Raw genomic sequence first — 22119 nt, forward strand, 5'->3', positions numbered from 1 at the left:
ACCCGGCGGCGGAACGGGTGCAATGCGCGTTTAGCTGCCACAGCCGGACTCCTTGGGGCGGGAATCGAGGATGCTGATGGTACGGCGCAGCGGCGTGGTTTCGGCCAACCCGGCCTCGTCCGGCGGCAACGGCGGGTCGCGGAATTCTTCCTTATCGAAGGCAATGTCCCCCCCCGGCAAATGGCGCCTCGCCCGTTTGCAGCCCGGCAAAATCAAACAGTGCGGTATCGGCCAGATGCGATGGCACCACGTTTTGCAGGGCGCGGAACATTGACTCCACCCGCCCCGGGAAACGGCGATCCCAATCGTTGATCATTTCCTTCACCACCGGCGCTGCAGGTTGGGCTGCGACCCGCACAGGTTGCACGGGATGATCGGGAACGCGCGCAGTTCGGCAAAACGTTCCAGATCTTTCTCGCGGCAATAGGCCAGCGGGCGGATCACCATGTGCTTGCCGTCATCCGACACCAGCTTGGGCGGCATGGCCTTGAGCTTGCCGCCGTAAAACATGTTGAGGAACAGCGTTTGCAGGATATCGTCGCGGTGATGACCGAGCGCAATCTTGGTGGCGCCCAGTTCGTCGGCCACGCGGTACAAAATACCGCGACGCAGGCGCGAACACAGGCTGCAGGTGGTTTTGCCTTCCGGCACCAGACGTTTGACGATGCTGTAGGTATCTTCTTCCACGATGCGGTACTCGACACCAATGGACTGCAGGTACTCCGGCAGCACATGCTCCGGGAAACCGGGCTGCTTCTGGTCGAGGTTGACCGCCACGATGGAAAAATCGATCGGCGCCGACTTCTGCAAGCCCAGCAGGATGTCCAGCAGCGCATAGCTGTCCTTGCCACCCGACAGGCAGACCATGATGCGGTCGCCCGATTCGATCATATTAAAGTCATTGATGGCATCGCCCACATGGTGGCGCAGCCGTTTGGCCAGTTTGTTGCTCTCGTACACGGCTTTCTTGGCCTTGTCGTCGGCAACGGCATTCTGTTCGGACATGGAAGACGGCTAAGAAATTGAAAAACGGACGATTTTAACGGATTTCCACCGGCGCGGACTATGCTTAACCACGCGCACTACACCAAAAAGCATCAAAGCTTGCGGCTATAGCACGATGCTGCGGCCACCATCCACCGCCAGAATCTGGCCAGTCATATAGCTGGCATCAAACAGCAAAAACGCCACCACGCGGGCGATGTCGTCCGGCGTGCCGATGCGCCCAAGCGGAATACTGTTTTCAATTTGCTGCCGCAGCGCAGGCGTAAACACCTCCGCGCTCTCCGGCCAGATATTCGCCCCCGGCGCCACGCCGTTGACGCGCACCAGCGGCGCCAGCTCGATCGCCAGGCTGCGCACCAGCTGGGCATGACCGGCCTTGGCCAGGTTGTATACCACATGGTCTTTCATCGGCCGTTCGGCATGAATATCGACAATACCGACAATGGCACCGGCGCTAGCGCGCAAGGCCGGGGCCAAGGCCCGGCTCAGGAACAACGGCGCCTTGAGGTTGCTGCCCATCAAATCCTGCCAGCCTTCGTCGATCTGCCCCACCGGCGTGGGAAAAAACTGGACGCGTTATTGACGAGGCCATCCAGCTTAAACCAAACGCCGCGACGGCGCGCGCGGCTACTGCGGCCAAACCCGCCTCGTCCAGCAGATCCGCCTGCAACGGCACAGCCGAATCCGGCCGCACTGCGTTCAGTTCCGCGGCCAGCTGCTGCGCTTCCGCCTGCGAATCACGGTAATGCAACACCAGCCGCGCGCCGCGTGCATGCAAGGCCCGGGCAATGCCCGCCCCTACCCGCCGTGCCGCGCCAGTAATCATCACCACCCGCTGTTCCATGGCTACTTGCTGCATGTTGCTGCTCTCTCCTGCCCATTACGGTCACCGGCGCTCAAGGTTGGCCGAAAACCCTCCGGCCTCTTCACCTTTCGCGCAGAATCGCCCACAATCGCGCCACATTGTAGCAGGATGCACAGCCATGACCGACCTCCCCGCCGCCAGCCCCGAAGCGCTGGCCGTCAGCAACCGCCTTACCGCCCTGATCCGCCAAACCATCGCCGACGCTCGGCGGCTGGATACCGTTCTCACGCTATATGGAACTGGCGCTGTACGCGCCGGGACTGGGCTACTACTCGGCCGGTAGCCACAAGCTGGGCAGCGCCGGTGATTTCATCACCGCGCCCGAGATGTCGTCCTTCTACGGCCGCACCCGGCACAACAGTTGGCCGAACTACTGCCACAAACCGTCGGCTAGACGGTATACGAGTTTGGCGTGCCGGCACCGGCAAACTGGCCATCGACATCCTGAGCGAACTGGAACAACTGGGCCAATTGCCGCAACGCTACATCATCATTGACCTGTCCGCCGACCTGATCGAACGCCAGCAGCAAGCCATCCGCCAGGCGCTGCCGCATCTGGCCGAGCGAGTCAGCTGGCTCAACCAGCTGCCAGAACAGCTCGATGGCATCATCATCGGCAACGAAGTGCTGGACGCCATGCCGTGCGAACTCATCCACTGGGCCCCGCAGCCACAGCAACGTGGCGTCAGCGTGCAGGACGACCACTTCGTCTGGCAAGACCGGCCGATCACCGACGCCACCTTACAAAGGTTGGCCGAACGACACAGCCCGCAACAGCCGGGCTACCTCTCCGAAATCAGCCCGGCCAACCTCGCCTTTATCCAGACGCTGGGGCAACGCCTGCAACGCGGCGCCATCTTGCTGATCGATTACGGCTTCCCGGAACGCGAGTACTACCACCCGCAGCGCCACATGGGCACACTGATCGGCCACTACCGCCATCACACGGTTGACGACCCGTTCTTCCAGCCTGGCCTGATGGACCTCACCTGCCACGTCGACTTCAGCGCCATCGCCCAAGTTGGCATCGACAGCGGGCTCGACCTGATCGGCTATCTCACCCGGGCACAATTCCTCATCAATGCTTCGGCATTACCCAACTGTTAAGCCAGCTCGACCCGGCCGACGCCGCCCACTACCTGCCCCAAGTCGCCGCCGTGCAAAAGCTGCTGTCCCATGCAGAAATGGGAGAACTATTCAAAGTGATCGGCTTTGGCAAAAACGTCAGCATCGACTGGTGCGGCCTCACCCAAGGCGACCGCTGCCACATGCTCTGAGCACCGGCCATCGCCACAACACACCAGAAACAATCCGGCCAGCACGACCTCAGGCAAAAAAGTGAAAACACCCGCTTGACACCAAAAAAAAGCCTAGGTATAGTTCGCCCCACTTCAACGCAGCAATGCAACGAAGCCATGGCGAATTAGCTCAGTCGGTTAGAGCGACGGAATCATAATCCGCAGGTCCGGGGTTCGAGTCCCTGATTCGCCACCACGAATTCAAAAAGGCTATAAGTTCTTGATTTTTAAGACTTATGGCCTTTTTACATTTCACCTAGTTACCCAAGCCCCCCACCACTGGGACTTCTCACCCCATCCTGCATGACGTCGACGTTGCTACACATCCCCTACTGATAGTCTCGTCAGATCAAGTTGAACGTCCTGTTGACCATGCCGCAGACTAATCATCGAACAAATTTCCACCATCGTTAGAACCCAGAATGGGATACGAACGTCTTTGACTGTTCGTTGAACAAATCCATCAGCGACACAGCATCGTCAACTTACAGCCTCTCTCCGTGCATCTCCAAATTACATAGGGCAATTGTAAAATTTTTACCCATATGGAATAGTATATATGCATATATTGAATGAGAAATAGTTATAGTGGTAATGACCGACGATGTAGATACTTTAGGAGAATAATGATGAGCATGGTATTTTGCCGCGACTGTGGCAAGGAAATACACGAGTCGGCCCCAACTTGTCCGCAGTGCGGAGCGCCACAAATGGTAGACAGCACAGCAAGCGCTTCTATTGGCAGTGATGGTTTCTTTGAACTGGGACTAATGCCTTTCAAACGGTTTGCCGATTTTTCCGGTCGTGCCCGGCGCAAAGAATACTGGTACTTCGTCTTGATCACCATGATCATGTCGATCGTGTTTTCGTTGATTCATCCCGCGTTGTATGTCCTGAATTCGGTCATCCTGCTGCTGCCCACGATTGCCGTGACAGTTCGGAGAATGCATGACACGGACCGGAGCGGCTGGTGGATGCTGGTGCCCATCGTGGGATTCGTGTTCCTGTGCTTGGACAGCCAGCCCAGCACGAACCGGTTTGGCCCTTCGCCGAAAGTGGTTTGATCGATGGCCATGGTCTATTGCCGAGGGTGCGGCAAGGAAATCCACGAAACCGCCCCCTCATGCCCGCACTGCGGGGCCCCCCAACGCATCCCGGGCGTAACTACATCCAGATGCACCAGAAATACGGCAAGTCTCATTGGACTATGCATTGTCTGGACCTTGGTTATGTGGATCAGCTCTTTATTCATTGTTGGCATGCTAGCGGGAGCTTCCCATCCGCAAACCGCCTCGGCCGCGGGCCGGGCAGCAGGGGCGGCGTTGAGCATTCCTCTCTTTCTGATTGCCACCATGGCATCCATCATTCTGACCAGCCTTGGCATCCTGCCGAGAACCAAGAAACCGGACAGACATTGATGCACACAAGCTAAGGTGACTGCGATAGTGCAAAGACAAAACCAGCCCTCTGGCATGCCGCGAGAGGCTGGCGTAGGTTCACTCCCGGTTATTCAACAGCCTCAAGCCATTAAAAACTACCAAAAGACTCGCTCCCATGTCTGCAAAGACGGCCATCCACATCGTGGCATGGTCAAAAAGTGCCAGCAGCAGGAAGACCAGTTTGATCCCCAGCGCCAGCATGATGTTTTGCCACAGCACTACATGAGTTCGCTTGGACAATTCAATGATTTCAGGGACCCGACGCAGGTCGTCGTTCATGATGACGACATCGGCAGCATCCATGGCGGTGTGAGTGCCCGCCAATCCCATGGCAAAGCCGATGTCCGACGCGGCCAAGGCGGGCGCATCATTGATGCCGTCGCCAACCATGGCAACAGCATAGCCATCACCGGCCATCGCCCGGATGGCGTCCAGCTTTGCTTGAGGCAACAGATTGGCACGTACCTCGGTAATACCGGCTTCGGCGGCAATGTGTTGTGCCGTTGCCGCGTTGTCTCCGGTCAACATCACCGGGGTCACCGCCTGTTGCTTCAACGACTGAATGGCTTCTATTGACGTGGCTTTGATGCTATCAGCTACCACAAACAGGGCGAGCACCTGCGCGGTGTCGGCCAATAACGTGACGGTTTGGCCAGCACGCTCGTATTGCTGCAACAAGGCTTCAATCTCCGGAGAGCAGAGCGCACGCTCGTGAATCCAGCGATGATTACCCGAGGATGTAGCGCTTGCCTTCCACCTCACCGTACACCCCGTGGCCAATTTCGGCGCCAAAGTCCGACACGGCTAGCGGCATCGCCTCGATCCCGGCCGCAATGGCTTTTGAAACCGGATGATCCGAACGTGCTGCCAAGCTGACGGCAATGCGCAAACTATCATCTGCCGCGGCAAACAGCTGTTGGTCAACTAACTTGGGCTGGCCTTCAGTCACAGTGCCGGTCTTGTCGAGCGCAATGAACTTGAGTTTGCGCGCCTCTTCAAGATAAACACCGCCCTTGATGAGTATGCCCCGGCGCGCGGCCGCCGCTAAACCGCTGACGATGGTGACGGGAGTTGAAATCACCAAGGCACACGGGCAGGCAATCACCAGCATTACCAATGCTTTATAAATACTGGTCATCCATGCCCAGCCAAAGAGCAGTGGCGTACCGACCGCAACGGCAAGGGCCAGAACGAAGACCAGCGGCGTATAGACCCGGGCAAACTGGTCGACAAAACGCTGCGTGGGCGCCCGCTTGCCTTGCGCCTCCTCCACCGCATGAATGATGCGGGCAAGCAACGTGTCACTCGCCGGTGCCGTCACTTCAAATTCGATCGAGCCGCTCTGATTGATACTTCCGGCAAATACCTCATCGCTTAAGCCGTCTTTTCTGCCGGAATGCTTTCTCCAGTCACTGGCGACTGGTCGACCGCACCATGGCCACGTACCACACGGCCATCCAGCGCCGGGCGTTCACCGGGGCGCACGCGAATCACAGCCCCGACGTCAATGGCCGCGGCGGGCACACTTGCCCACGAGCCATCCGGCTGCAATACCTCGGCCTGCGGCGGAGACAAATCGAGCAAGTCTTTGATCGCGTTACGCGCCCGAGTCACGGCGCGGGCCTCAATAAGCTCCGCTAACGAATACAGCGCCATTACCATGGCGGCTTCGGGCCACTGACCGATGATAAACGCTCCCGACACGGCCACCGTCATCAACGCACTGATATTCAGTTGTCCGCGCAACAGAGCCGCCGCCCCCTTGTGAAACACCGAGAAACCCGCCAGACCGATGGCAAGCGCCGCCACGGCCATACCCACGACTAGCCAGAACAGGCCACCGGGCGCGGCAAAGGCAACCACTTCGGCCAACCCTGCCACCACCAGCGCCAGTACCAGCCGCACAGATTCTTGTTGCGCACGTTGCCAAGCCTTCGTCTCCAGCCACCGGCGCACTGAGCCTTTCCGATGGAAATCCCGCTTGTTGCAGCGCGTTCTCAATGGCAGGCCAGTCAGCCTGCGGAGCATCAATAGCTAATGCCCGAGCGGGTAAATCGAAGCGCAGATGCCGGATCGTGGTAAAGCGCTCGAGGATGGCCCGGATCTGCCCTTCTTCAACCGGGCAATCCATGGCCGGAATACGCAGCAGCAGCGATTCCGAACCGGCCATGGCCAATAACGCACTCGCTTGCGCTGCCGGTGCCGCGACATCGGTATGCTGACAGCCGCACGAGGCAGAGCAAGACGCTGGGGCTGGGGCTGGGGCTGGGGCATGAGTGTGCGAGTGTGCGTGATCATGGTGATGCTCGTGACCATCATGCTCAGAATGGGGGTGGTGTGAGGACATGTCAGGTTTCGCGGCCGTTATTAGGTATCGTGGTCGAAACCATTTAAACTCCTGTAGTTACTATAGAGTCAACCCCTAGCTGCCTGCCACGAGGAGATGCCTCATGAAGATTGGTGAACTGGCGACCGCCGCCTCCACGCCCATAGAGACCATTCGCTACTACGAGTCCCAAGGCCTGCTGCCAAAGCCTGAACGGACGGCTAAACTTTCCGTGTGTATGATGCGCTGGCGTTAGAGCGACTGCAGTTCATTCGTTACTGCCGCAGTCTGGATATGTCGCTGGATGAGGTGCGGGTATTACTGAAATTCCGGGATACGCCCAAAGACAGTTGTGACGACGTCAACCGGCTGCTGGATGAACATATCGGACACGTCTCCCACCGCATCCGCGAGCTGCGGCTGCTGGAAAAAGAGCTGAAGGCGCTACGTCAGCGATGTGGCGAAGCGCGCTCGGCAGATCAATGCGGCATCCTCACCGAACTGTCGCAAGCCTCGCGGGAAGGTACGGGCAAGACAACAAAGACAGCCAGCCATCTGCGCTCGATACACTCGGTGTAACGGCTGGGAGGCGCGCATGGCAGCGACAGCGTGAACGGTGGTTGTTCAACTCAGCAAGGCTGTAACGCGCTGACGGCTAATCCCCGATAAAGCCGGGGCAACAGCCGAGAACATCCGGTATGCTTAAGCGACTGGCACAGCATAGACTGAAACCCGCTGGCAAACGTCTCGGCCCACTCCTTACTTGCAGGAACAGAAGAAACCTCGATCTGCTGCCCGGCCTGATCAATGGTCTGGCGCACGGCAGAACGCGCGCGCTGCACACTATCCAAGGCAGCGATGATTTGCGGCAGGGTTTGTCGCATGGAGACCGGATCGTCCACCTGCCAAGACTCAGGGTCAATCACTCCACCCGCCGCTTCGACACGAACACGATTAGGCTGGCCGCCGGGAAAGCGAATACCACCACCTTTGATCATCAGCTGGTCAGCAATTGCTTAACAAACGCCAACTCCGGCACAGACAGCTCTAGCTCTCCCTGCGCGGAGAGTGTCACCCGGATACCTTCAGGCGATAACGCCTTGTCCAGCCGACCGGTAATAGCCTGTACCGTCAGACCAGGCTCCAGAGAGACTGCCACCGCGGTTTTGGACAACCCACCGGGGTAAAACGTCAGGATTTCAGCCCCGCCGGACTGTAATGACGGAAGGTCCAGCCCTCTCACCTGAAACGACTGTCGCGCCGCACCGGCACCAACCAGCGCTAACTGCGCATCCAGGCTGGCAGAAGTCGCCGCCTATCTGCCCACTGTCTGGTGAATTGCTCAAGGCGTGCTTCCAGCTGCCCCTGATCAATATTGCGACCGCCCAGTTTGGCACTAACCGCCACTTTGAGGGATTGCAGGTTAACGGCGGCGGTATCCAGAAAACCAAGCGCCTGCTGGGCACAGGTGACATCACTATTGAATTGGCTGTCCGCCGTATGGCTTTCCGGTGGTCGCGGCGACAAGGGGGCACTCCCCGTGCCGACCGGTATGGCCGCAGCACCTCGAGAGGTTCCGGTTGCCGACCAACCATCCAGCGGTTGAGCCGCCCCCAGATTACCGTTATCGGGCCGGTTTAAGGTAAGACTCATCCCTTACCTCGCCTTACAGGGCGGAGAACAGCGACAGTTGGCTGACCCGGCCATAGGCCTTCTGTGCTGCCTGCACTGCCGTGGTGTAGCCGTTGAGCTCTACCGCCGCCTTGTTATAGTCAGTTTGCCCCAGCGTGATGGCCGCCTGCTGGTTGGACAATGCCACGCTGGCATGATTGTCATCCGGGGTGCTCAACGAATTCTGAATGCCGCCCAACACGGTTATTTTTCCTTCGATCGAAGTCATGGCGGTATCAACAGCTGTCACACTGGCAGCCACTACCGCGTGCGTCGTCGCATCATTAACCACGGTAGGCGACGCCATAGTGGCAATCGTACTGTCCAGAGTATTCAGCAAAGCCGCCATCTCCTCTACGCTGACATTCCCGGGCTGGGTCACACCATTACCCACCACCACCAGCTGTTTGTCGGTATTGCCTTGAAAGGTGTAACGCGAACCGGCCGGAGCCGCCGGGTTAAAGGCAATGGGAGCCTGCGAGGTTGCCGTGCCACCAAATTGATAACGGCCTTCGGAGTCTTGCCGGTTCGCGGTTGCCAGCAGACTGTCGCGCAATGCGGCCAAGGGCGTTGCCATGGCGTTCAGGTCTGCCGGAGTGTTGGTGCCATCGGAGGCGCTGACCAACGTATCCCGCACCTGCAACAGGTCTTTATTCAGGCTGGACATGGCGGTTTCGTTATCCTGCAAACGAGAGCGCAGGGCCGCGATATTGCTACGGTACTGGGTGATGGCATTATCTTCCTGATCCAGCCGGGTCAATCGTACGGAGGCAATGGGATCATCCGAGGGCCGCAAAATCCGTTTGCCACTGGAAATTTGCTGCATGATGTCTTCCAGCTTGCCGCTGGCCTGCTGGAGAGCATCGTTCATGGTGGCGCTATATTGGGTACTGGCAATACGCATGGGATTTCCTTACTGAATCATGTCGAGCGTGGCGGTCAGCAGCTGATTGGCAACGGTGATGACTTTCAGGTTTGCCTGATACATTTGCTGGTATTGCACCAGATTCATCGCTTCTTCATCCTGATTGACCCCACTCGTCGATTTCCAGTCTTGTTCCGCCACGGGTTCTTACCGTCTGAGCGGTATCCAGCGAAGCCTGATTCTGCTGGCTGGTTGACCCCACCCATCCAACCAATTGAGCGTATGCGTCATTCAAGGTCATGGTGCCCAGCGATGGCAGCGTCACGGCCTGGTTATGCAGGCCAATCAGCGCCAGCAGGTTGCTGCTATCGCCCGGTTTGGTGGCATCGCTGGAGAAGGCCAGATCATTGGCCTGCATGCCGGAAGTTACCGTCAGCATGGAACTGGTACTGGTCGGATTAAACACAAACAGCGGCCCGCCCGCGGTGCCTGGAGTAAAACCGGCGGCAAGCTGCGTATTCACGCTGGAGGCAATGTCGCCAGCCATGGTGGACAGCGCCTGCTGCATGGGATGCAAGGTATCCTGTTCATAAAGACTCAGCCCACCTAACGCGCCGCCTAGCTGGGTGCCCGCCATGGTAAAGGTCTCTTTGGCAAACTGGACTTTCAGCGTCTGCGACCCGGATGCCGTGCCTTGCAATGTCAGGCTGGCTGCCTGCAATCCGACCACAAGCGGCTGCCCCGTCGCCAGCGACACACTACGCGAACCATCCGGTTGCGAGATTTGCTGGATGGACACCAGATTGGCCAACGCATCAATGGCCGAGTCGCGCTTGTCGATCAAGCCGGAAACCGATGATCCGGTCGCCTGTGCAGCAGTAATCTGCTGGTTCAGGTTGGCTATCGATGCAGCCAGATCGTTGACCTGAACCACCGAGGAGCTTCGTTGCTGGTTTAGCGTAATCTGTTGATTGGCCAGTACGTCTGCCAGATTGTTATAGCGTTCGCCAAGCCCTGCGGCAGCAGTAATCACCTGCTGACGCAACGGCGCCGACGTTGGATCGACACTGGCGGCATGTAACGCGCTGAAGAAGTTGTCCAGCCCGGTACTGATACTGCCGGTGGTATTGTTCAGAACCTGTTCGATCTGGGACAGATAGGATTGCGCCGCGGTGTGTTGGCCCAGTGAAGAATTTGATGCCCACATATGCACCGTCTTGTATTCATCGGCGAAGCGGATCAGTCCTTTGGCATTGACCCCAAGGCCGGGAGAGGCGGCGCCCAGCCCGGACGCCTGCATCGACTCCAGCAGCACGCCCTGACGGGTATAACCCGGTGTCATGACGTTGGCGACGTTCTGGCTGGTCGTGTTTAGTCCAAGCTGGGCCGCGGTGGCACCAGTCATCGCGTTATTGATCAGACTCATGAGCGTTCTCGCGGATTAAGGGGAAAAGGCATGGCAGGGTTGGCCGAAACGCTGGCGGGCAAGGTCAGCTGGCGTACCACCATGTCAGCGATCCCGAAAGCGCGCTGTGACGCCATGGAGTCCGCCACCATGGTATCGGCCAGGTCGAGCATGTCCGTACCGATCTTGTCCTTGAAGATGCTGCCTTCGGGGCTGATTTGCTCGGTCGATTTGCGCATTTCCTTGAGCATCTGCGTAATGAACAGTCCTTCCATTTTCACGGCCGCCTCATTGACCTTCTTGACGTAGTCGGGATTGGCTTGATGCTGTCATCCGAACTATCGGTGGGTGCCGGAGATGGCGTATTGATCAGTAATCCACCCAGAAAACGGTTATCCATTACTCAATCCACTCAGATCACGACCAGTTCGCCATTGATGGCACCGGCCTCATCCAGTGCCTGCAAAATGGCCATGATGTCGTCCGGTGTCGCCCCGGTACGATTGATGTTATCGATGATCTTGCGCAAGCTGACACCCGCTTAAGCCAGTTGAACATGTGGCCCTTGCCCTGATCGACCGAAACCTTGGAAGAAGGCGTTACCGCTGTCTGGCCATTACCAAACGAGTTAGGCTGGCTGACGTTGGCACTCTCCGAAATCACTACCTTGAGAGTGCCATGTGACACGGCAGCCGGTTTGACCGTCACCCCTTGCCCAATAACCACCGTACCAGTGCGGGAGTTGAAGATCACCTTGGGAATATCGCTGCCGACTTTGACATTGAGATTCTCCAGTTTGGCCACAAACGCTACGCGTCGTGTCGGATCGCTTGGTGCCATCACATCCACCGAAGTCGCGTCGCTGGTGGAGGCGATATTGCCGCCAAAACGTTTGTTGACGGCCTCGACAATATTGGTCGCTGTTTGAAAATTGGGGTGTTTCAGGCTTAAGCGCACGGTCGGCTTTTCGGCGAAATCCGTATCAATTTCTCGCTCGATCGTCGCCCCTCGCGGAATACGCCCGGCGGTTGGGGTATTGATGGTAATACTGGAGCCGCTGTTCCCCTGTGCACTCAGGCCCGCCACCACGACGTTGCCCTGTGCCAGCGCATACACTTCACCATTGGCGCCATGTAATTCGGTCAACAGCAACGAGCCACCACGCAGGCTTTTGGCATCGCCCATGGAGGAAACTGTGACGTCAATTGCCTGCCCGCGCTTATAGCCGGGAGGAAAGACCGCACTGACCATGACGGTCGCCACATTCTTGGCCTTGAGGCTTTGAGCACTGCTGTCCGGCAACTTGACGCCAAACTGCTTGAGCATATTGTTGACCGTCTGGCCGGTATATTTGATCTGCGTGCCGTCGCCGGAGCCGTTCAGCCCGACCACCAAACCATAGCCAACCAACTGGTTTTCCCGAATTCCTTCGATACTCACCAGATTACGCAACGCTTGGGCACTGGCCGGAGCCAGCGCTCCCAGTGCTGATCAGGCCAGCCAAACAACCCGCTATTAGTCTTGTCGTCCGTGTCACATTGGCATCCATGGGCTGTTGAAGAAGCGGGTAAGCCAGCCCGCATTGTTGGAATCAGCAAGCGCACCTTTGCTTAAGCATACTGGATGCGCGCATTGGCCACGCGCTGCGATGACACATGGTTATCGGCGTCAATGTCATCCCTGCGCACGTAACCGGCCAAGCGCACCACTTCCTCGCCCTGATTCAACGACAGAATCTTTTCTCCCCGCACCTGTAACAGGCCATTGGGCAAAACCTTTTGCACAATCACGGTCAGGGAACCTTGCAAGGTGTTTTGCTGCGAACTGGTACCGCTGCCGGTAAAGTCGCGTTTGGCCCCTACCCCGACATCGGTCTTGAAGGTGTGACCGGCAATGACGGTAGGCTGAATCGCGGCGTTGCTGTTCTTGCTGAAGCTGGTATCAGCCGTCTTGCTGGCCTGGGTTGTCTCTTCCAGACTCACCGTCAGCACATCACCGGGGCGGAAAGCGCGTTTGTCGGCAGTCAGGGTCCAGTGCCGACCCAGCGGAATAAAGCCCGCCGCCTCCGACTCGTGCCAGTTGCATCGCGTGTTCGGGCGGCTCGTAGCTGGCATCCGCGGAAGGCAGGCTCTCTGGCAGCCCCGCACACCCGCTCATGCCAGCCACCAGGCCAAGCCACAGCAAAGAGCGCATCCTCATCGTGCTGCTTGCGCCGGGGTTTGCATCATGTTGTCGGCAGCAGACAGCACTTTGGTATTCATCTCATACGTGCGTTGTGCCGAGATCATGTCCACCATTTCTTCCACGACCTGCACATTGGAACCTTCCAGCGTGCCCTGCTTGAGCTTGCCCAGTGCGCCACTGCCGGGGTCGCCGACATTGGCCGTACCAGAAGCGGGAGTCTCTTGATACAGGTTGTCACCCAATGCCAGCAAACCGGTCGGGTTGACGAAACTGGCCAGTTGTAACTTGCCGATTTCGGTTTGCGCCGTGGCACCGGCTTGAGTGACCGACACCGTACCGTTTTCTCCGATACTGACGCTGGTGGCTGTTGCAGGAATGGTGATGTCCGGAATGACCGGCAAACCCTGAGCGGTAACCAGGGCGGCCATCGGCGTTCAACTGCAGTTGCCCTGCCCGGGTATAACCGGTTTCACCATTTTCCATTTCCACCTGCAGAAAGCCGTTGCCGACAATCGCCACATCCAGCGATTGCCCGGTCGTTTGCAGGTTACCGGTGGTAAAAACCTTCTGTGTTCCCACCAGCCGGGTGCCGTTACCCAACTGCACACCGGTAGGAGAAACCGTGTTGGCGCCCTGCTGTGCGCCGGGCTGCTGATCCACCTGATAGAACAAATCGGCAAACACGGCCCGGTCACGTTTGAAGCCTACGGTATTGACGTTGGCCGGGTTGTTGGCAATTTCCTGCAACTTGGCATCTTGTGCCTGCAGGCCCGTCTTGGAGATGAACATTGCGGGATTCATGGAGTTTCCTTTTATTCTTTTAAGCGCGGATCAACCGGTTACCGGCATCGGCCATATCGTCAGCGGCTTTGAAGAAGCGCATCTGCACCTCAAAATCGCGATTGAGGGCCATCGTGGCAACCATCTCTTCGACGGCCGACACATTGCTGCCTTCCAGATGGCCACTTTGCACACTCACGCTATCGTCAGGAGGGAGAGGGCTGCCATTGCGCGCCACGATCAGGCCTGCCGGGTTTTTGACGACATCAGCGGCGGCGGGTTTGACCAGCTTGAGCTTGTCCACCGGCTGCATGTCGGTAGCGCCTTCGGCACGAATGGATAACGTGCCATCGGCACCGATCTTGATGGCTTCATAAGGCGGCAGCACAATCGGGCCACCGTCACCGAGCACCGGCATGCCATTGACGGTTAGCGCGCCCTGGCTATCCACCACAAAACTCCCGGCACGGGTGTAGGCTTCGCTGCCATTGGCTTCCACAGCAAAATAGCCATCACCTTGAATTGCAGCATCCAGTTCGCGGCCGGTCGTCTGCGTCGTCCCGGCTTTGCCACTGACTGCATTGGCTTGCAGCGATGCCATGTGGCGCGCGTCGTAGCCATAACCGGGCACTGACTGGCTGGCCGCCACCTCGAGATCGGCGCGGAAGCCTCCGGTCTGGACGTTGGCAAGGTTATTGGCGTGCACCTGCTGCGCATGCAAGGCGCGATCGGCCCCGCTCATTACGGTGTAAATCAGCGAATCCATGGCTTACACCGCCTGCATCAGCGCTTGCATCATCTGGTTTTGCGCGGTGATGACCTTGCTGTTGGCCTGATAGTTACTCTGTGCTGCCATCAAGTTGACCAGTTCGGACGTCATGTTGACGTTAGACTGTTCCAGCGAGCCGGTGACCAGCTTGCCCGCCAGACCGGCACCGGGGGTGGAATACAGCGGGGCACCGGATTTGCTGGAAGCCTCCCGAGGATGTGCCAGACACCGGCGTCAGGCCACCTTCGTTGGGGAAGCCTGCTAATGCCAGCATGCCCACCGTCTGCTTTTGACCGTTGCTGTACTGCGCCTGAATCGAACCGTCTTCAGTCAACGCCACGCCGGTAAAGGTCCCCGAGGCATAACCATCCGTACTGTTGGCCGAAGTGGTGGTTTGCCCGGCAAATTGCGTCGTGCCGAGATAGTTAACATCCACTGAAAGTGCTGCGGCCCCCGCAGGCGTGCCAAGCGCTACCGTCACCGGTGCGGCTGGTGCCGTGAGTTGGCCATCGGTGCCAAAGCTCAAGGTGCTGGCGGTGGCAAGATCGGAGCCATCAAAGGCATAGTGCACATCAACCTGATTGCTGCCGGTCTTAACAAAATACTGAGTCAGCGTATGTTGTGTGCCCAGCGAGTCATAAACCGTGGACACCACCGAGGAGTTGAATGTCTGCGGGTCGGTTTTATCAAACGGGGTGACCGCCGGTACGCTCCAATCGGCGGAAAGATTGCCCACGTAGCTGACACGGCTACTGGCCTGAGCGGCCACCGGCCGTTGGGGATCAGCAGATCACCCATCGCCCCCAGCGTCGTTGAGCCCGGAGTCATGGCATAACCCTGCACCCGCCGCCCATCACTATTGACCAGATAGCCAGTTTTATCGACATTGAAAATACCCACCCGGCTATAGAGCACGCTGCCATCGGTATCACGGCTAACGAAAAAACCCCGCCCCTGAATGGCGGCATCCAGAGAACGACCGGTAGTTACCAGACTGCCGCCGGTTTCAATGTTCTGCGTCTTGGATGCGACTTCGACACCGGTTTCCCGGCTGTTTAGCGTACATGGAGGCAAAATTGGCACGCGAGGACTTGAACCCGGTGGTAGCCGTATTGGCGATGTTGTTACTGATCTCGTCCAATTGGCTGTTGATAGCGTTGATGCCGGACAGGGTGATATTGAAACTCACGACGGTATCTCTCTATAGGGGAAATTAAACGGCAGAACGACCGTTGAACTGGGTAATGGCACTGGCGTCGACCACGCCGACACCGGAGACAGACAACTGGGTGGTATTGTTTGCCCCCACTCGTACGCCCTGCAGTTGGCCGAGCACTTCAACATCGGGGGACAGACCGCTGTCGGTGGAGATGGCCACCGAATAATGCCCCGGAGCCAACCCAAGCTTGGCAGGGTCAAGGCTGAACTGCACCGATCCGGCAGCTTGCGGCCCAATATCCACGGTATGGCGCACACCATCCAGACCCGTCAGCACGATTGCGGTATTGGCACTACCGCTGGATAGCGCAAAGCCACCGTGTACCGTCTGGTCAGACAGCTCCAGCGTCTGGGTTTTCACCATGATGTTGGACCCAACCTGAGCGCCGAGTGACTGCGCCTGCAAGCTGGCAAGCGATGCCGCGGTATTACCGGACAGGCTGGCCATTTTTTGTAACGCTTCCACTTGCGACAGCTGGGTCAGCTGATTGACGAACTGGGAGGGATCGGTCGGTTGCAACGGGTCCTGATGCTGAATCTGAGCCACCAGCAGCTTGGTAAACATATCGGACAGATTGCTGCCATCGGCGGCCGTACTGACAGGGTTGGCCGAAGTGGTTGGCGAGGACGAGCCATTCGTCGTGGTATTAAGCGTGGTCTGCATCAGCCCTGCCCCATCTTGAGGAGGTCCTGCTGCATCCCCTTCACACGGGTCAGCACCTCAACATTGGTTGAAAAGGCCCGCGAGGCGGCGAGCATGTCCGTCATTTCCTCGACCGGATTCACGTTCGGATAGAAAACCATGCCCTCGCCATCGGCCAGTGGGTTGCCCGGCTCATAGGCCTTACGTAACGGCTCGGTACTCTGAACAACATCCAGAACTTGCACGCGCGCGCCGTCCATCCCCTCGCCGCGCAGATTGATTGCCGCAAATACCGGTTTGCGGGCGTGATAGGTATTCTTCTCGTTACCGGCAGCAGATTGCGCGTTGGCAAGGTTGGACGCGATGGTATTGAGGCGCACGGTTTCGGCCGACATGGCTGACCCGGCAATGGTGGAAATGTCACGTAAGCTCATTAGCTATTCCCGGTAATGGCCTTTTCAAGGCCTTTTATTTTCATGTTGATGAAAGTAAGACTCATCTGAAAATCCGAGGTGTTCTGCGAGAACTCCGCCTGCTCAACCCCAATTTCCACGGTATTACCATCTTCCGTCGGGTGATTAGGCACCCGGTATAACAAATCATCCTCCGTGCTCAGGGATAATCCGTCAGCCGCTTCACCCGAGGCCATCTGCTGCAGGCTGGAACGGAAATCGATATCGCGCGCCTTGTAGCCGGGCGTACTCTCGTTGGCAATGTTGGAGGCCAGTATCTTTGTGCGCTCGGCACGCAAACGCAGTGCATCGGCATGTACTTCCAGCTCTCGCCCCAAATCCAGACCCATAATGCAATCCTTACCCATTCCCGCTCAGAAAGCCGTTATCATACCCTTTAATGGTATTTTGGTTATCAATAAGAGCCATATTTTATAGATAAATCGATATTACAAGCAAAACATGACCCAACCATGAAACGAATAGCCCAATTTCTAACGATCTGGTTTCTGGCATGCCCGGTGGTACAGGCCGCCCCCGGCCTGACTGAACAAACCAAGCAGGTGGCACATGCCTACCTGAAAGAGGTGGTGCGACAGCAGGGCCTGAGCTGGGCCGATTTCACCATACAGGTGCTCCCCGCCAGCAGGGCTGCGACGCCCTGCAACCAGAGTTATCAGCTCGAGCCGACCGACACGCGCTTCCTGTCTCGCATGCGCTTCACCGCTTACTGCCCCGGCAATCCGCAAGGCACCGACATCATCGTGCGCGCCGACATGAGCGCCGATGTCGTCACGGCCAGCCGTGATATTGCGGCAGGCCGGTGATTACCCCGGATAACCTGACCGTGCAGAAACGCCATATCACCAACGTTATGGATGTTCTGTCCCGCCCCGGCGAAGTTGTCGGGCAGAGCAGCCGACGCCTCATTCGCGCCGGACAACCCCTGCAAAAACGGTTGCTGTTGACGCCAGAACTGGTCAAACGCGGACAATCCGTCCGCATCGTGGCCCGTGATAGCGGCATTGAGGTGACGGTTCCGGGGGAAGCCTTGCAAAGCGGTGGCGCAGGTGCCGTCATCAAGGTGCGCAATGTCCGCAACGGCAGCAGCCTGTCGGCCCGAGTGGTTGAAGCGCTTGCACGGTAGAACCGCTAGAACAAGCATCAAGCCCGCGCGAACCGGCTCACGAAAACGACGAGAATTAACCGGCCAGCAACTTGCTCAGTTTTCGGGCAATGTTCTGCAGCTTGTCTGCGTAGTGCGGGTCCGTGGCGTAACCGGCGCGCTGTAACGCAGAAGCGAAGGCCTCGGCATTGCTGCCGACATTCAGTGCACCGGCAAACCGGGGATTGCTCTTGAGCAGGTGGGCATAATCCTGAAAAGCGCTCTGAAAATCGGGATAAGCGCGGAAACGCTGGGTGGTTTTAATGTCCGCGCCATTGAAATGCTCGGTCGTCAGCGCATTGGTAACGGCGCCCTGCCACCCCCTGCCAGCCTTAATGCCAAACAGGTTATGGCTACTGGAACCATTCGCTGTTCGCAATGGATGCTGGCCCCAGCCCGATTCGAGCGCGGCATGGGCCAGCACCAACTCGGGCGCCACTCCCAGTTGCTGTCCGGCCTGTTTCGCCCACGGGCCAATATTTTCCAGAAACGACTGCTGATCGCCCGAAATATCATCAGCACTGCCATCTGGCACAGCTGATGCCCCTCTTAGCGACTGCATCAGTGCTCGCGCCTCACTGCTCAAGGCCGGAGCCGGGCGGTCATCGGAATCGGAACTGACACCATCCCGGATAAAGGCCGTGATCTCGGCATTATTGCGGTCAAACAGCGCGGAGAACTGACCTCCCGGCTACCTGCCTGCGGCAGTGCGATATCGCCCATCCGCCCGGCACCAGCCCCGGCGCGATCAAGCTGGAGCATAAACATCCTTTTCTCCATGCAGTACACGTTGCATGATTTCGTATTGCGACATCAGCAACTGTCCGTTACGGGTATTCAGGGTCTGACAGTGACGGGCCAGATACCCCAAATCGGCCCACCATGACTGCAAGGTGTCATGCACCTTGCCGGTGACGCGCTCAATCACCGCTTCGACACTGACGGGCTGCCCGGCCCCCAAAAAGGCAATGACCAGATCAATGCGTTGATGCCGACGCTGCTCCATGGCTTCCACGATATTTAGGATATCGCTGGCAATGGAGGCCAGTTCCGCCGCGTTGTGCTGCAAGGCAGCCGAAAACTGCTGCTCCAGCAAGCGCGTCAGTTTGCGGTAATCAAAACGGTCCCGATCCATGCCGATCAGTAAAGCCTTCACGGCATCCTGCCCGGTCATCACGATTTTCCTCCGTGATAACGCTGTATCAATCCAGCCAACTTACCCGCGTCAAACTTAATACTGCCCTTGGCCAGCGCGGCACGAATTTCCGCCACGCGGGCCTCATCCACTTCGTCCAGCTGCGCCAAGGCGGCCTGCGCCGGTTTGAGCACGTCCAGTTGCAGATCGCCAGAAAGCTCCGAGGCACTCGCCGCTGTCGGCGCATCGCTCACCGGCACCTCGCGCGATGTGCGGGTGGACTCACGTAATCTGGGCAGACCCTTGTTATTGGTAATTTTCATGATGACTCTCAGTGCGCTGCTTGACCGCACCGCGCAGTTTCTCCAGTGCTGCCTTGTCCGGCGTGACGCTGTCTACGCCGGGGGCCAGCGGCACCACATCGTGTGGCATGCCGTACATTTGAGAAATCAGCTTGGCCTGCCCGGGAGTCAGAATCAATAATTCGATGCGCCGATTCACCGCCCCCTCGGGATCGTGAGCGTTCAACGGCGCACGATCCGCCATGCCCACCACTTGCAGAACGCTCTGGGCCTTCATGCCGCCCTCCAGCAAGTTGGCCCGAGCCGCCATCGCGCGGTTACTGGACAAGCTCCAGTTGGAAAATGCCGCACCACCCTGACCTCGGTATTGCTTGGCATCGGTATGCCCAACCACCAGCATCTGATTGGTAATCCGGGAAAACAACGGGCCCAGGCGATGCAACAACTGGCGGAAAGGATCACTGGGCACCGCGCTGCCGCGCTGGAACATGCCCTGTTTGTCGGTATCGTGCAGCATGACTCGCAGGCCATACGGGGTGATGATGGTCTGCAAGTTGCCCGCCAGTCCGCTCTCATCACTCAGTTTGGCCAGTACCGTCGCCAGCTCTTTCATGTCAGCGGGCGAATCGTAGTGGGTTTTGGTCAGTTTGGTTTCCGGATCGGGCGACGTAGCCGGACCTGGATTGCCGCCGCCTTTACCCGGGATGGGCTCACGCGAAATCAGGCTACCGGCCGGATTGGTGATGTTGTCCATCATTTTGTCGCCGCGCGAGAGGTCTTGCGGACCCGAGCCGGACGCCATGATGGACTCCAATTGCTCCTTGCTACGGGAAGCCAGCACCCACAGCACCAGAAACAGGCACATCAAGGCCGGGCAGAAATCGGCAAAGGCCACCTTCCACGCGCCGCCATGCCCGTCATCGTCATGCTTGCGCGACACCCGCTTGACGATGGCTTCCTCTTGCAGCTTTTGTCCCTTGGCTGGCGTCATGCGGCTACCTTGATGTCATTGATCCACGACTCCAGCTGAGCAAAGCTTGGTTTGATGTTCAGCTGCACCAGACGCCGCCCGGCATCGATGGCCAACAACGGCGGCTTCTGGTTACGACATGCGCCACCAGCACCACCTTCACGGATTCGAAGTTGGACATTTCCGAATCAACCAGCTGCTTCATCATGTTGGCGAGCGGGTCCATCAAGCCATAGCAGGCAAAAATCCCGATGAACGTCCCGACCATGGCCGCCGCAACGCGCTCGCTGATTTCTGCGGCCGAGGCACCGGAGCTGACGGTATTCATGGCCATGACAATCCCCAGTACGGCGGCCAGAATACCGAACCCCGGCATGGCTTCGGAGATCTTGTGCAGCGACTTCGATGGCTGGATCAGTTCATCATGAATCGCGTCGATTTCCTGATCCAGCACGCCCTCCAGCTCGTGGCTGTTGATCTTGCCCATCGCCATCAGGCGAAAGTTATCCACCACAAAGGCCAGTAATTTGGCATCGTCCAGAATCAGTGGGTAACGGCGAAACAGCGGGCTGTCTTTGGGCGCTTCCACATGGGCATCCAGCGCTTTCAACCCGCCAGCGGCCGTCTCGATCAGTTCATACATGAGCAGCAGCAACTGGCGCTGGTATTCCTGACCCCGTCGGCTAAACGACATGACCTTGCGCAGCTGGCCGATCATTTCCATCAGCACATGGCGGCTGTTTCCCAGCACAATCGCGCCCATTGCCGCGCCCATGATGATGAGCAATTCCAGCGGTTGCCAGATGACGTGCAAGCTGCCGCCATTCAACAGAAAGCCACCAAATACGGCTCCCAAGACAATCGCAATACCGATCAGTTGCTGCATGCTTTCTCTCTACTTTTATGTTCGGATTATGGTTAGGCGAGGACAGCCCGCATTTTTTTCAAGGCGGCCCGGCTGATCTGGCCGACCCGAGACTCCGACAAGTCCAGCACGGCGGCGATCTCTTTCACACTCAGATCAAACTCATAACTCAGCTGGATCACCCGCTGTTCGCGCTCATCCAGTGCCAGCAGCGCTTTTTCCAGGCTACGGCGAATCACGATGACCGACTCGGGGCCCGCCTGCTCATCCACATCGCTCTGCCATGACTCGTCATGCTGCTGAATCAGCTCATCCAGACTCGATAGCGATTCGGCATTTTCGGCCAACAAGTAATCCTGAAAATCGCTGGACGAGACACCCAGCGCCGCCCGGGCCTCCGCCTCGCTGGGCTCACGCCCCAGCTTGCGCGTCAAGGCACGCAGGGCATCGCGAATACGGTGGAATTCCTGCCGCACTTGGCGCGGGCGCCAGTCCAGCCGCCGCAACTCATCCAGAATGGCGCCACGGACACGCGTGGTGGCATAACCGAGGAAGCGTTCATCCGGCTCGCCGTAACGCCGCAGCGCATCCAGCAGCCCGAGCAAACCGATCTGCTCCAAGTCATGGCGATCCGCAGCTCCCGCCACCTGCGAGGCCAACTGTCCGACCACCCGTTTGACCAATGGGGTGTACTGCACCAGCCAGCGTTCCTCGGCTTTGTTAAGCTATCGCTGGAAGCGACGGCCTGAAATTCGGCATACC

The 22119-nt window shown here is 58.2% G+C and carries 34 protein-coding genes, 1 tRNA gene and 5 pseudogenes; 8 read left to right on the top strand and 32 right to left on the bottom strand.

Features of this window, described 5'->3' with window-relative positions:
* Positions 1 to 30: 30 nt before the first annotated feature.
* The 3 genes and pseudogenes from ttcA to GKE73_RS22795 form a co-directional block, all read right to left on the bottom strand.
* Positions 31 to 1005, bottom strand: a pseudogene (ttcA, locus tag GKE73_RS06880) (tRNA 2-thiocytidine(32) synthetase TtcA).
* 105 nt (positions 1006 to 1110) lie between these two features.
* Complete coding sequence (locus tag GKE73_RS22790; RefSeq protein ID WP_280955134.1) at positions 1111 to 1524, bottom strand: SDR family oxidoreductase; 414 nt, start codon at positions 1522 to 1524, stop codon at positions 1111 to 1113.
* On the bottom strand, positions 1460 to 1864 hold the full coding sequence (locus GKE73_RS22795) for an SDR family NAD(P)-dependent oxidoreductase (protein ID WP_280954801.1): 405 nt from the start codon (positions 1862 to 1864) through the stop codon (positions 1460 to 1462). The genes GKE73_RS22790 and GKE73_RS22795 overlap by 65 nt, the downstream gene beginning before the upstream one ends.
* A gap of 124 nt (positions 1865 to 1988) precedes the next feature.
* On the opposite strand from GKE73_RS22795, the pseudogene GKE73_RS06890 reads away from it, so the two are divergent.
* From GKE73_RS06890 to GKE73_RS06900, 3 genes and pseudogenes are all read left to right on the top strand, one after another.
* Positions 1989 to 3147: pseudogene (locus GKE73_RS06890) on the top strand (class I SAM-dependent methyltransferase).
* A 140-nt stretch (positions 3148 to 3287) separates the two neighbouring features.
* Positions 3288 to 3364 (top strand) — tRNA-Met (locus GKE73_RS06895).
* Between the two features lie 514 nt (positions 3365 to 3878).
* Complete coding sequence (locus GKE73_RS06900) at positions 3879 to 4232, top strand: DUF805 domain-containing protein (RefSeq protein WP_230369541.1); 354 nt, start codon at positions 3879 to 3881, stop codon at positions 4230 to 4232.
* 432 nt (positions 4233 to 4664) lie between these two features.
* Here the strand turns inward: GKE73_RS06900 and GKE73_RS06905 are convergent, their stop codons facing one another.
* From GKE73_RS06905 to GKE73_RS24620, 3 genes are all read right to left on the bottom strand, one after another.
* The gene (locus GKE73_RS06905) at positions 4665 to 5369 is read right to left on the bottom strand and encodes an HAD-IC family P-type ATPase (RefSeq protein WP_230369542.1); all 705 of its coding nucleotides are present in this window, start codon (positions 5367 to 5369) and stop codon (positions 4665 to 4667) included.
* Entirely contained in the window at positions 5335 to 5904 is a 570-nt protein-coding gene (locus GKE73_RS06915; protein WP_512698900.1) for an HAD-IC family P-type ATPase, read from the bottom strand. Before GKE73_RS06915 ends, GKE73_RS06905 begins: the two co-directional genes overlap by 35 nt.
* A gap of 77 nt (positions 5905 to 5981) precedes the next feature.
* Positions 5982 to 6563: a P-type ATPase actuator domain-containing protein gene (locus tag GKE73_RS24620; protein WP_312854390.1), complete on the bottom strand. Its 582-nt coding sequence runs from the start codon at positions 6561 to 6563 to the stop codon at positions 5982 to 5984.
* Between the two features lie 243 nt (positions 6564 to 6806).
* Between GKE73_RS24620 and GKE73_RS06920 the strand changes: the two genes are divergently transcribed.
* Genes GKE73_RS06920 through GKE73_RS06930 form a run of 3 tightly spaced genes read left to right on the top strand, consistent with a single transcriptional unit; the run spans position 6807 to position 7512 of the window.
* On the top strand, positions 6807 to 7001 hold the full coding sequence (locus tag GKE73_RS06920) for a hypothetical protein (protein WP_230369543.1): 195 nt from the start codon (positions 6807 to 6809) through the stop codon (positions 6999 to 7001).
* 56 nt (positions 7002 to 7057) lie between these two features.
* On the top strand, positions 7058 to 7189 hold the full coding sequence (locus GKE73_RS06925) for a MerR family DNA-binding transcriptional regulator (protein WP_230369544.1): 132 nt from the start codon (positions 7058 to 7060) through the stop codon (positions 7187 to 7189).
* The gene (locus GKE73_RS06930; RefSeq protein WP_230369545.1) at positions 7168 to 7512 is read left to right on the top strand and encodes a MerR family DNA-binding protein; all 345 of its coding nucleotides are present in this window, start codon (positions 7168 to 7170) and stop codon (positions 7510 to 7512) included. Before GKE73_RS06925 ends, GKE73_RS06930 begins: the two co-directional genes overlap by 22 nt.
* Positions 7513 to 7562: 50 nt before the next feature.
* Here the strand turns inward: GKE73_RS06930 and GKE73_RS06935 are convergent, their stop codons facing one another.
* From GKE73_RS06935 to flgB, 20 genes and pseudogenes are all read right to left on the bottom strand, one after another.
* A complete protein-coding gene (locus GKE73_RS06935; RefSeq protein WP_230369546.1) occupies positions 7563 to 7931 on the bottom strand; it encodes a hypothetical protein in 369 nt (122 codons plus the stop codon).
* Entirely contained in the window at positions 7931 to 8176 is a 246-nt protein-coding gene (locus tag GKE73_RS06940) for a hypothetical protein (RefSeq protein WP_230369547.1), read from the bottom strand. The genes GKE73_RS06935 and GKE73_RS06940 overlap by 1 nt, the downstream gene beginning before the upstream one ends.
* Positions 8177 to 8214: 38 nt before the next feature.
* On the bottom strand, positions 8215 to 8586 hold the full coding sequence (locus tag GKE73_RS06945; RefSeq protein WP_230369548.1) for a hypothetical protein: 372 nt from the start codon (positions 8584 to 8586) through the stop codon (positions 8215 to 8217).
* Between the two features lie 13 nt (positions 8587 to 8599).
* Positions 8600 to 9508: a flagellar hook-associated protein FlgL gene (gene flgL, locus GKE73_RS06950; protein WP_230369549.1), complete on the bottom strand. Its 909-nt coding sequence runs from the start codon at positions 9506 to 9508 to the stop codon at positions 8600 to 8602.
* 9 nt (positions 9509 to 9517) lie between these two features.
* Positions 9518 to 9670: a flagellar basal body rod C-terminal domain-containing protein gene (locus GKE73_RS24625; protein ID WP_230369550.1), complete on the bottom strand. Its 153-nt coding sequence runs from the start codon at positions 9668 to 9670 to the stop codon at positions 9518 to 9520.
* Positions 9624 to 10895, bottom strand: a complete 1272-nt coding sequence (gene flgK / locus GKE73_RS06960) for a flagellar hook-associated protein FlgK (protein ID WP_230369551.1) — start codon at positions 10893 to 10895, stop codon at positions 9624 to 9626. Before flgK ends, GKE73_RS24625 begins: the two co-directional genes overlap by 47 nt.
* Positions 10892 to 11149 carry a rod-binding protein gene (locus GKE73_RS06965; RefSeq protein WP_230371420.1) on the bottom strand — a complete coding sequence of 86 codons (258 nt, stop codon included), beginning with the start codon at positions 11147 to 11149 and terminating at the stop codon, positions 10892 to 10894. The genes flgK and GKE73_RS06965 overlap by 4 nt, the downstream gene beginning before the upstream one ends.
* 137 nt (positions 11150 to 11286) lie before the next feature.
* Positions 11287 to 11403: a flagellar basal body P-ring protein FlgI gene (locus GKE73_RS22805; RefSeq protein ID WP_280954802.1), complete on the bottom strand. Its 117-nt coding sequence runs from the start codon at positions 11401 to 11403 to the stop codon at positions 11287 to 11289.
* Between the two features lie 68 nt (positions 11404 to 11471).
* Positions 11472 to 12314: pseudogene (locus GKE73_RS06970) on the bottom strand (flagellar basal body P-ring protein FlgI); the annotation flags it as partial.
* Between the two features lie 170 nt (positions 12315 to 12484).
* Positions 12485 to 12988 carry a flagellar basal body L-ring protein FlgH gene (locus tag GKE73_RS06975; protein ID WP_230369552.1) on the bottom strand — a complete coding sequence of 168 codons (504 nt, stop codon included), beginning with the start codon at positions 12986 to 12988 and terminating at the stop codon, positions 12485 to 12487.
* A gap of 81 nt (positions 12989 to 13069) precedes the next feature.
* Complete coding sequence (locus tag GKE73_RS26490; RefSeq protein WP_280954803.1) at positions 13070 to 13486, bottom strand: flagellar hook-basal body complex protein; 417 nt, start codon at positions 13484 to 13486, stop codon at positions 13070 to 13072.
* A gap of 37 nt (positions 13487 to 13523) precedes the next feature.
* Positions 13524 to 13859, bottom strand: a pseudogene (locus tag GKE73_RS26495) (flagellar hook-basal body complex protein); the annotation flags it as partial.
* A gap of 19 nt (positions 13860 to 13878) precedes the next feature.
* The gene (gene flgF, locus GKE73_RS06985) at positions 13879 to 14604 is read right to left on the bottom strand and encodes a flagellar basal-body rod protein FlgF (RefSeq protein WP_230369553.1); all 726 of its coding nucleotides are present in this window, start codon (positions 14602 to 14604) and stop codon (positions 13879 to 13881) included.
* 3 nt (positions 14605 to 14607) lie between these two features.
* On the bottom strand, positions 14608 to 14718 hold the full coding sequence (locus GKE73_RS25445) for a flagellar basal body rod C-terminal domain-containing protein (protein WP_376767294.1): 111 nt from the start codon (positions 14716 to 14718) through the stop codon (positions 14608 to 14610).
* 7 nt (positions 14719 to 14725) lie between these two features.
* Entirely contained in the window at positions 14726 to 15376 is a 651-nt protein-coding gene (locus GKE73_RS06995) for a flagellar hook-basal body complex protein (RefSeq protein WP_312854393.1), read from the bottom strand.
* Between the two features lie 104 nt (positions 15377 to 15480).
* Positions 15481 to 15690, bottom strand: a pseudogene (locus GKE73_RS24635) (hypothetical protein); the annotation flags it as partial.
* Positions 15614 to 15796: a flagellar basal body protein gene (locus GKE73_RS07000; protein ID WP_230369554.1), complete on the bottom strand. Its 183-nt coding sequence runs from the start codon at positions 15794 to 15796 to the stop codon at positions 15614 to 15616. The gene GKE73_RS07000 and the pseudogene GKE73_RS24635, both read right to left, overlap by 77 nt.
* A gap of 24 nt (positions 15797 to 15820) precedes the next feature.
* Complete coding sequence (locus GKE73_RS07005) at positions 15821 to 16489, bottom strand: flagellar hook capping FlgD N-terminal domain-containing protein (RefSeq protein ID WP_230369555.1); 669 nt, start codon at positions 16487 to 16489, stop codon at positions 15821 to 15823.
* Positions 16489 to 16902 carry a flagellar basal body rod protein FlgC gene (gene flgC, locus GKE73_RS07010; RefSeq protein WP_280954804.1) on the bottom strand — a complete coding sequence of 138 codons (414 nt, stop codon included), beginning with the start codon at positions 16900 to 16902 and terminating at the stop codon, positions 16489 to 16491. Before flgC ends, GKE73_RS07005 begins: the two co-directional genes overlap by 1 nt.
* Positions 16902 to 17270: a flagellar basal body rod protein FlgB gene (gene flgB / locus GKE73_RS07015; protein WP_230369557.1), complete on the bottom strand. Its 369-nt coding sequence runs from the start codon at positions 17268 to 17270 to the stop codon at positions 16902 to 16904. The genes flgC and flgB overlap by 1 nt, the downstream gene beginning before the upstream one ends.
* Positions 17271 to 17441: 171 nt before the next feature.
* Between flgB and GKE73_RS07020 the strand changes: the two genes are divergently transcribed.
* Both GKE73_RS07020 and flgA read left to right on the top strand, forming a co-directional pair.
* Entirely contained in the window at positions 17442 to 17747 is a 306-nt protein-coding gene (locus GKE73_RS07020) for a hypothetical protein (RefSeq protein WP_230369558.1), read from the top strand.
* Positions 17744 to 18067, top strand: coding sequence for a flagellar basal body P-ring formation chaperone FlgA (flgA, locus tag GKE73_RS07025; protein WP_230369559.1), 324 nt, complete (start codon positions 17744 to 17746; stop codon positions 18065 to 18067). The genes GKE73_RS07020 and flgA overlap by 4 nt, the downstream gene beginning before the upstream one ends.
* Before the next feature lie 55 nt (positions 18068 to 18122).
* On the opposite strand, the gene flgJ is transcribed toward flgA, so the two are convergent.
* The 6 genes from flgJ to GKE73_RS07055 form a co-directional block, all read right to left on the bottom strand.
* Positions 18123 to 18755: a flagellar assembly peptidoglycan hydrolase FlgJ gene (flgJ, locus tag GKE73_RS07030; RefSeq protein WP_280955137.1), complete on the bottom strand. Its 633-nt coding sequence runs from the start codon at positions 18753 to 18755 to the stop codon at positions 18123 to 18125.
* A gap of 78 nt (positions 18756 to 18833) precedes the next feature.
* The gene (locus tag GKE73_RS07035; RefSeq protein ID WP_230371422.1) at positions 18834 to 19259 is read right to left on the bottom strand and encodes a flagellar protein FlgN; all 426 of its coding nucleotides are present in this window, start codon (positions 19257 to 19259) and stop codon (positions 18834 to 18836) included.
* Positions 19259 to 19543 carry a flagellar biosynthesis anti-sigma factor FlgM gene (gene flgM, locus GKE73_RS07040; protein ID WP_230369561.1) on the bottom strand — a complete coding sequence of 95 codons (285 nt, stop codon included), beginning with the start codon at positions 19541 to 19543 and terminating at the stop codon, positions 19259 to 19261. Before flgM ends, GKE73_RS07035 begins: the two co-directional genes overlap by 1 nt.
* A complete protein-coding gene (locus GKE73_RS07045; protein ID WP_230369562.1) occupies positions 19527 to 20513 on the bottom strand; it encodes a flagellar motor protein MotB in 987 nt (328 codons plus the stop codon). The genes flgM and GKE73_RS07045 overlap by 17 nt, the downstream gene beginning before the upstream one ends.
* Before the next feature lie 58 nt (positions 20514 to 20571).
* Complete coding sequence (motA, locus tag GKE73_RS07050) at positions 20572 to 21378, bottom strand: flagellar motor stator protein MotA (RefSeq protein ID WP_230369563.1); 807 nt, start codon at positions 21376 to 21378, stop codon at positions 20572 to 20574.
* 32 nt (positions 21379 to 21410) lie between these two features.
* A complete protein-coding gene (locus tag GKE73_RS07055) occupies positions 21411 to 22055 on the bottom strand; it encodes a FliA/WhiG family RNA polymerase sigma factor (RefSeq protein WP_230369564.1) in 645 nt (214 codons plus the stop codon).
* Between the last annotated feature and the right edge of the window lie 64 nt (positions 22056 to 22119).

Source organism: Paludibacterium denitrificans (genome assembly GCF_009707705.1).
Classification (GTDB): domain Bacteria; phylum Pseudomonadota; class Gammaproteobacteria; order Burkholderiales; family Chromobacteriaceae; genus Paludibacterium_A; species Paludibacterium_A denitrificans.